The 12,381-nt window shown below is 62.4% G+C and carries 8 protein-coding genes; 2 read left to right on the top strand and 6 right to left on the bottom strand.

Annotated features, from left to right (window positions below; genetic code table 11):
- The first annotated feature begins 502 nt into the window (after positions 1–502).
- On the top strand, positions 503–1,213 hold the full coding sequence (locus J4721_RS10520) for a hypothetical protein (RefSeq protein ID WP_247656073.1): 711 nt from the start codon (positions 503–505) through the stop codon (positions 1,211–1,213).
- 84 nt (positions 1,214–1,297) lie between these two features.
- A complete protein-coding gene (locus J4721_RS10525) occupies positions 1,298–3,874 on the top strand; it encodes an HWE histidine kinase domain-containing protein (RefSeq protein ID WP_211002647.1) in 2,577 nt (858 codons plus the stop codon).
- Between the two features lie 94 nt (positions 3,875–3,968).
- On the opposite strand, the gene J4721_RS10530 is transcribed toward J4721_RS10525, so the two are convergent.
- From J4721_RS10530 to J4721_RS10555, 6 genes are all read right to left on the bottom strand, one after another.
- Positions 3,969–7,184, bottom strand: a complete 3,216-nt coding sequence (locus tag J4721_RS10530; RefSeq protein ID WP_211002648.1) for a 2Fe-2S iron-sulfur cluster-binding protein — start codon at positions 7,182–7,184, stop codon at positions 3,969–3,971.
- A 149-nt stretch (positions 7,185–7,333) separates the two neighbouring features.
- Complete coding sequence (locus J4721_RS10535) at positions 7,334–8,107, bottom strand: LamB/YcsF family protein (protein ID WP_027248719.1); 774 nt, start codon at positions 8,105–8,107, stop codon at positions 7,334–7,336.
- Entirely contained in the window at positions 8,104–9,159 is a 1,056-nt protein-coding gene (locus J4721_RS10540; RefSeq protein ID WP_211002649.1) for a biotin-dependent carboxyltransferase family protein, read from the bottom strand. Before J4721_RS10540 ends, J4721_RS10535 begins: the two co-directional genes overlap by 4 nt.
- Complete coding sequence (locus J4721_RS10545) at positions 9,156–9,908, bottom strand: allophanate hydrolase subunit 1 (protein ID WP_014875756.1); 753 nt, start codon at positions 9,906–9,908, stop codon at positions 9,156–9,158. The genes J4721_RS10540 and J4721_RS10545 overlap by 4 nt, the downstream gene beginning before the upstream one ends.
- Before the next feature lie 171 nt (positions 9,909–10,079).
- Positions 10,080–10,859 carry a class II glutamine amidotransferase gene (locus J4721_RS10550; protein WP_014875757.1) on the bottom strand — a complete coding sequence of 260 codons (780 nt, stop codon included), beginning with the start codon at positions 10,857–10,859 and terminating at the stop codon, positions 10,080–10,082.
- Positions 10,859–12,328 carry an aminotransferase class V-fold PLP-dependent enzyme gene (locus tag J4721_RS10555; RefSeq protein WP_211002650.1) on the bottom strand — a complete coding sequence of 490 codons (1,470 nt, stop codon included), beginning with the start codon at positions 12,326–12,328 and terminating at the stop codon, positions 10,859–10,861. Before J4721_RS10555 ends, J4721_RS10550 begins: the two co-directional genes overlap by 1 nt.
- Between the last annotated feature and the right edge of the window lie 53 nt (positions 12,329–12,381).

Below are 12,381 nucleotides of genomic sequence, written 5' to 3' on the forward strand. Positions count from 1 at the left end.
GCGGTTTTTTGACGTTTTCATGAAGTTTTCCCAAAAATCACTTATTATTCATTTCTATCAACAGCTTATAATATGAGATTTCTCCAAACTCCTCTCATTTCGGGCGCGTTTCTCACGACTCACAGCTTGCCCAAGCGCCAGCGCGACAGCGCGGTATCTATATGTAGGTGCTCGACCGTGCGCGACCACTAGGCGCCCGCCGCCTCGACCCACTTCGAGTCGGAATCACGAACCGCAAACTGCCGATCAAAGCGATGCTTTTGCACAAATCCGTCTCCCCCTACGGAATACTGGTCAACCCTCAGAACGCCGCTAGGTCACTGTTGGGGCTAGGGGTTGTGCCACACCTCCTCATGGGCTTTGGTAAGCTGCAAGCATGACTACGCCGCAAGGATCAGCGCAGAGATCAGCGCGGAGACGACAACAGGATGCACCGGATCACCGAGGGATCCTGTCCATGCAGAATTCAAAACGCGTGCGCGCAGGACCAAGATACGAGACCATGACAGATCTTCACCTCCCCGCATCACTCACCCTGACCGAGGATACCAACGACGCCCCTAGCCGGGACGCCCTGAACACTGTGCTGAAAGGCGATGCCCCCTCCGTAACAGAAGGCGGACAAATGCAGCAGCCCCGTGGCACGCATCGCAGCCTTCAGGACAAGCCCGGGTTTCGGTTTGAGCTGCGACGAGCCACCCGTCCCGAACACGATGCCGCTGAACTGGCCTTTGCCCCGTTTCACCAAAGCCCCCTGCCCCATCTGGCCTGGTTTCTGACCTGCCAGCATACTGCACTACATGCGCTGGCCAGCACCTATTGTCTCAAAAGCGGACGCGCCACCGCACTGCTCGCCGATTTGACAGCAGCGCTGCGCGCAGATTGCGCCGACAATGGCGACCACCCGGCCACCATCCCTGTCGACACCCTGCCCCGGCTGCACCCTTTGGCGGTGGATTACCTCGTGCTGGGGTCGCGTATGGGAAATGAGGTATTGCGCCGCCGCCTGAGCGAGGCGGCGGGCCAGTCGGCGCTGCCTGCCTATTTCACACCCCGAGATCATCTGGTGGCATGGCGCGCCACCTGCACAGATCTGGACCAGCTTCCGCCGGGGCGCGCATTGGCCCGGTGCATTATTGCAGATACCCGTAAAGGGTTCGGTCTCTTTGAGACTGCGGCGCGGCTCAATCCGCTGAGACCATCCACGATCTGATCACGATCTGATATAGAGTAATACATATAAGACAGCGCCGTTGGCGCGACGTGCAAACGGCTTATCAAAAAAAGGGCCTGTACAATGGCTTTGGAACAGACAGTCTCCACCACCACACTGACCAATTGCGACCGTGAACCGATCCACCAATTGGGCCGGGTGCAATCTTACGGCGCGCTGATTGCCGTTTCGACGGACTGGCTGGTGCAGCATGCCTCAGACAATCTCCTTGAAATACTGGGCATCGAGGCGCAGGCGGCTGTCGGCCATTCGCTGGGAGATCTGATCGCGGAGGACGCCTTCACCCGCATTCGTCGCAATCTGAGCGCATTGGAGGCCCCAGACAGCAACCTGCGGTTCTTCAATATCCCGCTGAAAGACCGCAGCCAGGCGTTTGATGTCAGCATCCATCAGAGCGGCCGTCATCTGGTCATCGAATTCGAACCGAAGTTCGAGCACAGCGAGCGCGATGTAATGTCCGAGATCTACCCGCATTTCTCGCAGCTGCGCCGGGACGAGGATATTTCGCGACTGGCGCAGGGGGCTGCACGCGGCCTGCAGGCGCTTTCGGGTTTCGACAGTGTCATGGTCTATCAGTTCCAGCCGGATCACTCCGGACAGGTGATCGCCGAGATACGCAGCGACCGGACCAAGAAATACGAAGGCATGTTCTTTCCCGCCTCCGATATCCCTGTACAGGCGCGCGCACTTTATAAGCGGTCGCTGTTGCGGCTGATTGCCTATGTGGACGATGAGGGCGCGGCGATCAGCCCGGCGTTCAAAATCGATGGGGCGCCCCTAGATCTGTCTTTGGCGGTGACCCGCGCGGTCTCTCCGATCCATCTGGAATATCTGCGCAACATGGGCGTGCGCGCCTCCATGTCAGTGTCGATCATGAAAGATGGGGAGCTGTGGGGCCTGTTTGCCTGCCATCACAAGCGCCCGCGGTATATCGACTATGAACGCCGCACCGCCATCGAGATGTTCGCACATGTGTTCTCATATGAACTGAGCCAGTTCGAGACCACCCAGCGCAGCCGCGAAGAAAAGAGCATGAGCCGCCTGCAGACCCAGTTGATGGCAATGCTGGCGGATGGCCGCCCGTTCAAGGAAAGCCTGATTTCAGTCTCCGAAGACATTCAGGATGTGATCCCCCATGACGGTCTGGTGCTTTACTCCGATGGCGAATTTCACGCCACCGGCACCACACCCACCGCGGAGGAGACCCGGTCACTCGCCAGAATGCTGGATCTCACCATTGGAGCCACGGCCTTCTCGACCAATCAGCTGGAGAGCCTTCACGAACCAGCACGCGACTATATCGACCGCTGCGCCGGTATCCTCGCGATCCCGATTTCAAAACGCCCGCGCGACTATCTGATCCTGTGCCGCCGCAATATCTCGCAGACGGTGGAATGGGCGGGCGACCCGACCAAACCGATGGAAGTCGGTCCCAATGGCGTGCGGCTTACCCCCCGCAAAAGCTTCGAGGCCTGGCAGGAAACCGTCGAATGGCGCTCTGCTCCCTGGGCAGACAACAGCCTTCACAGCGCCAATATGCTGCGCACCGTGCTGCTGGAGATCTTCCTTAAGGTGACGGAAGCCAACAATGCAGAGCGGGCGCGGGCGCAGGAGCAGCAACAGCTGCTGATCTCCGAGTTGAACCACCGGGTCCGAAACATCCTCAACCTGATGCGTGGACTGGTGACCCAGACCAAGGGCACGGCGCGGACGCTGACCGAATTCACCGAAAACCTGGATGGCCGCATCCATTCGCTGGCGCGCGCGCATGACCAGTTGACGGGTGAGCAATGGGAACCCGCTTCCCTGCGGGCGCTGATCACCTGCGAACTGGAGGCCTACACCACCGGTCGTGATGATGAGGTTGTCCTTACCGGCCCTGATGCGCTGGTCACGCCGGTGGCCTTCACCACTCTGGCCTTGGTTCTGCATGAGTTGACCACCAATTCGGTAAAACATGGTGCCCTCAGCAATGGGGTTGGCCGTGTCGAGATCGTTCTGGAAGAAGAGGACAGCGGCGCCCTTCTGATCAGTTGGATTGAACGCGGAGGCCCGCCCGTGGCGCCGCCTGCACGACGCGGCTTTGGCTCTACCATCGTGGAGAACTCCATCCCGCACGAGCTGAAAGGCGACGCCTCGGTCCAATATAAGACAACCGGCCTTGAGGCGCGGTTCCGTATCCCCACCCGCTATCTCGACAAGATCAAGCATAACGAGAGCAACACCATTCCTGACGCGCCCCTCTCCGAGGCCAAGGAAGCCCCGAAGCTGGGTGGCAAAGCACTGGTGGTTGAGGACAGTTTCATCATCGCCATGGATCTTACCGCCATGCTCGAAGATATGGGTTTCTTCGAGGTCGCCAGCGCCTCCTCCGTCGGCAAGGCGCTGGACGCACTGGCGGAGGGCGGCTTTGAATATGCGGTGCTGGACGTCAATCTCGGCTCCGAACAATCGGTCCCCGTGGCCGAAGAGCTGGCGCGGCGTGGCATCCCCTTTGTGCTGACCACCGGCTACGGCGAAGTGCAGGATATCGTGGATATCTACCCGCCCTGCCCGATTGTGCAAAAACCGGTCTCCGAAAGTGCGCTGGCCGCCGCCCTTCTCCGCGCGGGCGAGAGGTCAGCCACTGAAACCCCATGATCGGGGTGCCAATCCCTCTGTGACAGCGACCGGGCCGCGCCATCTGTGACGCGGCCCGAAACATCTGGGCGCGCGCGGGCTCAAGGCTCCGCTGTCAAAGATCGACCTCGATCACGCCATCTTTCTCCGCCGCCCGCGACTGGCACAGGATCACCGCCTCTTTGCGCTGCGCCTTGGACAGGACAAAATCGCGGTGCTCCACCTCGCCTGACACCAGCCCGCATTTGCATACGCCGCAGATCCCGTCAGAGCATTTCACATCAATATGAATGCCGTTCTCCGCCAGCACATCCGTGGCGGTCTTCTCCGCTGGCACGTGCAGGCTGCGACCGGTGCGCGCGAGTTTCAGGGTGAAGTCGTGGTTTTCATACTCCGGCACCTCCGGCACGGAAAAATACTCCAGATGGCGCGCCTCCTCAGCGAAGCCCTGCCGCTCTGCCGCCTCCATCACGCCGCTCATGTAGCGGTCCGGCCCGCAGGTGTAGACATGCCAGCCGCCCTGATACCCTGCCAGCAATCCATCCAGATCGGCGCGGCTGCCCTCATCCGAGACATGGATGTGCACATGCTCGGCCCAAGGCATCGCTGCAAGATCATTCAGGTAGCCTGCATCCTTGCGCGAGGGCACGGAGTAATGCAGCTCAAACGGCTGTCCCAACGCATGTAGACGATGCGCCATCGCAATCATCGGTGTCACCCCGATGCCGCCCCCCATCAGGAAACTGCGGCTGGCCTCCTCCACCAGTGGGAAATGGTTGATCGGTTTGGAGATAAAGACCCGCCGCCCCTTGGTGAAAATCCGGTGGAGCAGCTTTGAGCCCCCTCGTCCCACATCCTCACGCAGCACTCCGATCTGATATTTCGACCGATCCGTCGGATCGCCGGACATGGAATACTGCCGCAAAAATTCAGGCGCGACCACGATGTCCAAATGCGCCCCCGCCGTCCATTCCGGCAGGGGGCTGCCGTCGAGGCTCTTGAATTCGTATTTGGTGACGCCGCTACTCATCACCTCCACGTTGGACACCTCAACCCGCAACACGGGGCTGTCGTCGTCATTGCTATAGATGTGATCCCAATCACCGGTTTCGCCCCGCGCCCGGCGGGCTTTGTACTCTTCGGCGGTGATCATTGCCTGATAGGCCTCAATCCCCGCCTCCCGGTCCATCGGGAACGGATATGGCCAGGGGTGCGGCGCCAGATGTGCGGGGTACACCGCCAGCGTCTGATCCTCATAGCGCAGATCCAGATCCTTCTGCAGCGCGCGCGCATTGACCGGATGGCGCGTCGGGCGATAGCCGCCGTCTTCCTCCAGTTCCAGATCCCACCACCATTTCTTGGCCGGGTTCATCTCGCCATTGCCGACCATGTCATCCAGCCGCGCCAGCGCAGGCGCCGCCGATGGCATATTCATCGCCGCCCAGCGGAAGGGTTTTTCCTTGAATATGCCCTCTAGGTTCCAGGGGCAGGTCTTCATACACCGCCCACACATCGCCCCGCCGGGCGTGGTAATCCGATAGGTGGTGCATTTCTGGCTGTCCGATTTCCAGATCTCATAGCCATTGAACATCAGCTTCGGCCCCGCGGTGATGGCCCCCGACGGGCATTCGCGCGCACATTTGTTGCAGGCCTCGCAAAACGCCTGCAGGCCGAAATCGATCGGCTTGTCATGGGCCATCGGCATATCGGTGGTGACCACACCGGATTTCAGGCGCGGCCCAAGAAAGGGGTTCAGGATCACCTCACCAATCCGGCTCACCTCCCCCAGTCCCGACAACAGCAGTAGCGGCGGCTGCAACACCTCACCATCCATCACCGTATGGGCCTTCGCCTTGTAGCCGAGGTTGCGGATCTGGCGCGCAATCACACCGCCCAGCAACGAAAACCGCAGGTAGGCCCGCATGGACTGCGCCACCGCAATCCAGTCGTCCCCCGAGGTGCCTTCTGTCGTGTCAAAGCCCTGATCGACAATCATCGAAATCGCCTGATCATGCTCCGGGTGGATCTCTGCGCCGGTGGCGTCATGGCTGTACCAGGTCCAATCCGGGCAGCGGCTGATCCCCACCGCATCAATCCCCAGCCAATAGCTCGCCGCCTTGATATTGGCGGCGTTGCGCTCCGCATCTGTGGGGCGCGGAGCCTGCGGGGCGGGCGCGCCATCCTGCAGCAGCACAAAAGCCCCCAGCATCCGCCGCTGCGCCATCGAGGGCGCGGCCTTGCGCACATAAAACCCGCCGGTTGCCGCCGTCTGATTGGTCTTGCCCATGTCGCCGAACTGGCTGCGGGCAAACATATCGGCGCGTTTGGGCACCCGCGCCACACGGGCCTCATCTATATAGGTGGTGGGATCCGCGACCCGCTTCAGCGTCTCAAACGGATGCGGCCCATCGCGGAAATCGCGGCGGGCAAAAGGATCACCATTCAGCGCTGAACGTTCCGACCCGATCCCCAGCCACCATTTCGGCCCTTTGACCTGCATCACCGGTTGCAGATCCTGCGGCAACAGCGGCCGGTCGCGCGCCATCTCAAAATCGGTGGTCACCACCGCCACACCAAACCGTGTGCCCAGATAGGGGTTCACCAGCTTGCCGTCCTCAACCGTGGCAAGCCCCGCCGCAACGGTCAGCTGATTGAGATCCACATCCGCCGAGGTGCCGGTATGCGCCTTTGCATCCCAGCCCAGCAGGCGGATGTAATTCGCCAGCACCACCGCCGTCTCCGAGGCCCGCAGACAGGCGCGGTGACGCTCGGCCCCCTCCAGCCAGTCACATCCCGCCTCCTCCGGACGCGGATCGCGGGGCATATCATAGAGAAAGACAATCGAATGAGTGTGATCGCCAATCGTGGTCGGCGGCGCCTCCATCGCATCGCGCAGATCCGCCATGATCATGTCGATGCCCGAAGCCAGTGTCTTGGTCTGGCGGGTCTTCAGATCGTGGGCCAGCCGGTCGATATCGGGGTTGCGATAGGGCTGTGCCAGGCGGGCCGATGCGGGTAGCGGCCCGATCCCCACCATTGCGGCATCGCTGAAATAGCCAAAGGCCTTGATATGATCGGCCCGCTCCTGCGGGTCGCTCGGACAGTCAGCCTGCGCCTTGTTGACCAGCCCGTCGCGGATCGCATCCATCATCGCCTGATACTCCCCCATCGCATTGACGATGGAGCTGGGCATATCAGCCCGTCGGAAATTCAGCGGCTGAAACGGCGGCACTGCCGCAAGATCTGGCATCGGGCCCGGCTGCACCCGCTCCATCGGAAACGGTCCCATATGTATCGGGCGGGACCGGGTCGAAAACAAACGGAGGGACATAGGCGGATCCTGTTGCAGCGAAAGGCTGCCACAGGTTTAACCCAGAAATCCGTACAAGGGATAGGCTCCAAAATCCAATATTATTGATAGTGAGATTAATAAATTGATTTAAAACAATAAAATCAACATCCAATCTACCCCAACGCCGCCTAACCCCGCCGCCCGTCAAAAGCCCGAACCTCAATACCGCCCTCAGACAGTGCCCGACGCACCGCGCGCGCCAGCTCAACCGCTGTGGGCGTATCCCCATGCAGGCAGATCGTGTCGATGGCGGTGGGGATGCGCGCGCCGCTTTCGGTGATGATTGCCCCCTCTTGCACCATTTGAAGGATGCGCGGCCCGGCAAGCGCCGGATCGTGGATCACCGCACCCGGCAGCGACCGGTCCACCAGCGTCCCGTCATCATTATAGGCCCGGTCGGCAAAGATCTCACCGCACCAGTTGCAGCCCAGCTCGCGCACCACCTCTTCCATGGCGGTGGCCGCCAGCACCATGATGATCAGATCCGGGTCCAGCTCCAACGCCGCCTCGTAGCAGGCCCGCGCCATGGCATGATCCACTGAGGCCATATTGGACAGCGCCCCATGCAGCTTCAGGTGCCGCACCTCAGTGCCCGCCGCCCGCGCCATGCCCTGCGCCGCGCCCAGCTGGTAGCGGATCAGATTGGCCAGCGTATCCTGTGGCACCTGCATCCTGCGGCGGCCAAAGCCCTGAAGATCATCAAACCCCGGATGCGCGCCAATCCCCACCCCGTGATCGCGGGCCCGCGCCATGGTCGCCGCCATCACATCCGGATCCCCCGCATGAAAGCCGCAGGCGATATTCGCCGAGGAGACAACCTCCAGCAGCGCTGCATCATCTCCCATGGTCCAGGGGCCAAAACTCTCACCCATATCGGCGTTCAGATCGACGGTCTTGCTCATGTCTCAGCTCCAGGCTCATCTCGGTGTTCAAAAGGATCCGCTGCGGCGGAAACCACGCCACCAATCAACTGATAAGACAGAAGGTCAGCCATATCAGCCGGATCGCGCAACAACGGGCGGCAGGCAGAGGGCAGCCCCGCAACAGCAGCCTCATGGGCGGCCTGCTGGGCCAGCCCTTCCTCAAGCGTGACCCAGCGAAACCGCAGCACAGCCCCAGCTGCCGCCTGAACCGCCCGCGACAGATCGCAGGGCAGAACCGTACCGATCCGTGGGTAGCCCCCGGTGGTCTGCGCCTCGCGCAGCAGCAGGAACGGGCGGCCATCGCCCGTCATCTGTACATCTCCCGGGACAATGATCTCCGACAGCACATTCAGCTGCCCTTCAGCGGCAAATCCGGCACCCTCGGACATCAGCTGCAACGCCATGCGACTGGCGCGCCGCCCCGGTGTGAAGGACGTCTCGGCAAAGCGACGGCGCACCTCGGCTGGGAACAAATCAGACTGGAAACTTTCGACCAGCCGCAGCTCCCCGCCGGAAAACCGGTCCGCCACGCGCAGCCCCAACCCCGTGACCTGCCGCGCCGCCGGCAGCACCTCAGCTCCCACCGGCAGTGTATCGCCTTCGGCCACCGGCGCGCCAAGGGCCGCCACCAGATGCGCCGCCCGCGCGCCCAGCTGCATATGCGTGGCAAACCCGCCCCCCACGTGCAGATATCCGTAAACGCCCCGTTTTGCGGCACCGATCTCCAACCGCTGCCCCGGCTCAATCCGGTGCGAGGCATTCCAGACCAGCGGCGTACCATCCAGCGTTGCCACCATCTCGGCGCCGGTCAGGGCGATCCGCATCGGCGCGCTCGCCTCGAACTGCCCGCCTATCCCGGCCATCTCCAGCGCCGCCAACCCGGCATCCTGCCGCAGCAGCGCCGCGCCTTCGGCGAGCGCCAGCGTATCCGCCGCGCCGCCCTGCGACAGCCCCTGCCCGAGGTAGCCAACCCGACCGCGGTCCTGCACCGTACAGGAGGGGCCGATCCGCAGAACCCGCAGCGCTCTCATGATGTGACCTCGCTGACAATTGCACCGCCCTGTTCGGCGCCGCTGTCCCGCAACCGCTGAAACGCCGCGCGGCTCACCGGTTCAAACTGCAGTTCATCCCCCGCGCGCAGCGCAAAGGGGTCGGCAGCCTCCGGCTGAAACAGTGTCAGACCAGTCTGCCCAACATGGCGCCAGCCGGTTGGTGAAGCGGTCGAAAACAAAACGAACTGACGGATCGCCAAAACCAGCGCGCCAACCGGGACCTGAGGTGTGACTTCGCTCTGGCGGGGAATGTCCCAGGTTTCGCCCAGCGTCCCGAGATAAGGCTGCCCCGGCGCAAAGCCGATGGTCAGCACCCGAACCCGCGCCGCCCCCAACTCGTCAATTGCCGCCGCCTCGCTCAGGCCTGCCAGATCCGAGGCCTCGGCCAATTGTGGTGCCAGCTCGGTGCCGTAAACTGTCGGAACCCGCCAGAACCGCCGCCCCTGCGGCAAGGGCGCCTCTCGCCAGTCACGGGCCTGCAACAGATCTGCCAGCACCCCGCGCAGCCGGTCATGCGGCAGATCCGCGGCGTCAAACCGCACAAACACCGATGCCAGCGAGGTCGCGGTCTCCACCACGCCGCTCAGCCCCAACTCGTTGACCGCGCTGCGAAAAGCAAGCGTGGCCCGGTTGGTGGCCTCATCCAGCTGATCACCAAAACTGACCAGCATTCCCGACAGCCCGACATTGCGGATCAGCGGATAGGTTGGGGGGGCCTCGCGCGACATGGTTCCTCCGACAGCGGCGACGAGCGACGCCCCGGCCGACTTGGGCCGCTCCGGTATCGCCGTCCATTTTCGCCACAGGGTTGCGCCGCAACGCGCCGATAGTCAACCGCGCTTTGCTCTCCCAGGCCACCAGCGCGCTGGCGCTGCTCTCCCGCCCGCGCCGGGGTTGGATCAGGCCGCCAAGGCCGTGGTGAATGGCAGGTCCATGACCTCGCCCCCCTCAACCACCAGTGCGCGGTTCGGCTGCACCTCAATCCAGCTGCCAGTATCACTGTCCAACGGTTCAGAGGTGACAATCACCCCTTCCTTGTAGACCCTATAATAGAGGCTCGGCGCATGCCGGTCGGACGCATAGCGCGCCGCATAAAGTCGTGTACCATCGGACCAGCAGGCGCCAAAGCGCATATGCGGCGTGGTGCCATGATCACGCGAGACGGCCTCAACCTGCTGTACGGCGGCAGCCACCGCCCCGATGGGGTCGGCATCCAGCCCCAGACCAAGGGCAATGAGGAATATCGCCTCGCTCTCCGTGCCGCCCAGACGGTGATCGTAAAACGCATCGGGGATCATCGTATCCAGCCGTTTACGGAACTGCATATGCCCGCCTGCCTGACCATTGTGCATAAAGCTCCATTTGCCGCTGGCAAAAGGGTGGCAATTGTTGCGCGAAGTCGCAGTTCCGGTCGAGGCGCGCACATGGGCCAGGAACAGCCCTGTCTTGGTATGCCGCGAAATCTGCGCCAGATTGGGATCAGACCAGGCCGGGTGAGTATCCTTATACAGACAGGGTTCGGGCCGGTCCGAATACCAGGCCATGCCAAACCCATCAGCGTTGATCGGCGTCTTGCAGATCAGCGCGTTGCGGCATTGATGCACCAGCGAATGTTCCGGCACAAATACCAGATCCTCAAGGTAGCGCGGGGCCCCGTTCCAGGCGAGCAGACGGCACATTATGCCACCTTCGGCGCAAAACGCGCAGTAGAGGTATCGACGTTGTAGCCCTCACAAAACCGCTGCGGATCCTGTGCAAGGTCGCGCACCGCGTGGATGATTGCATCGGCTTTCTCATCGCTCAGCGTGGCGGAGAAATTGAGCCGCGTCCAGCCGGGTTTCTCGATCTCCTGCCCGTCCAGAATGGCCGCGCGCATAGCGCGGGACTGCCTCTGCCCGATATTCAGCAGCCGGTGCGCATAAGGCCCCGCACAGGCGCAGCCGCCACGGGCCTGCACCCCGTAGTGATCCGACAGCATGCGGGTGAACAGTTGCTGGTGGATCGGCGCGCCGGTCTCGGGATCCTGCACCTGAAACGAGAAGATCGGCAGCTTTTGCCTTGCGTTCGGATTGCCGAGGATTTGCAGATTGGGCAGATCCTGCCAGGCCGCCAGCGCCCGCTGGCGCAACTCTTCCTGCCGCCGGTCCATAAACGCCTGACCCATCGCCTCCTTCACCAGGAGGCACAGCGCGGCCCGGATATCGCCCACAACATTGGGCGTGCCCGCCTCTTCCCGCGCGGCAAGATCATCCGCGTAATCATGCCGCCAGGGGGAGACAAATTTCACGGTGCCGCCACCGGGCAGCGTCGGGCGTGTGCTTGCCACCGCAGCCTTGCGCAGGATCATCACACCAGACGCCCCCGGCCCGCCCAGGAACTTATGGGCTGAAAATACAATCGCGTCCTTCTCGGCATCGGTACCCGCAGCCATATCCATCGGCAGATAGGGGCCACCACCGGCGTAATCCCAGACCACCCGCGCGCCGTACTGGCGCAGCAGACGGCTGACGGCATCGGTGTCGGTAACAATCCCTGTCACATTTGACGCCGCTGAAAACGCCCCCACGATCAGGCGGTCGCCGCCCGCCGCCCGCTGCAAGACCGCCTCCAGCTCCGCCATGTCCGGCCCGCCCTCGGCCGCCTCGGCAATCTCCACCACTTCGGCACCGCTTTCGCGCCACGGCAGGATGTTGGAATGATGCTCATAAGGGCCAAGGATCACCAGAGGCGTCTGCCCCGCAGCCACCGCGCCGGAAACCCCCAGCAGATGCACCAGCCGGTTCAGGCCCGCCGTTGCACCCGATCCGGTAAACACTGTGGCAAAGCGATCATCCGCACCGCAGATCCGCGCAATTGTCTGCCGTGCTGCGCCACGCAGCCGGGTCATGAAGCTGCCGCAATAAGACGCCTCGGTGTGGCTGTTGGCATAGAACGGCAGCACCTCCGTCAGAACGAAGTCCTCAACCTGCCGCAGGGCGCGGCCAGAGGCGACATAATCGGCATAGATCATCGTCACCGGCCCATTCGGCCCTGGCAGTTCCGCCCCTTCACCAATGACACCGGCCCGCAGCCGGTCCAGACACTCAGCCCCGGCAAGTGACGCGCTGAAGCGATCAAGAAGGTCGGGAGTGGCGATATCTGTGGTCATTTGAACGGTCCTCTTGGTCTATTCCAACACACTACCAAGCAAGAGCGGAAAAC

The sequence above is a fragment of the Phaeobacter sp. HS011 genome, assembly GCF_018101215.1.
GTDB classification, from domain to species: Bacteria; Pseudomonadota; Alphaproteobacteria; order Rhodobacterales; family Rhodobacteraceae; genus Phaeobacter; species Phaeobacter inhibens.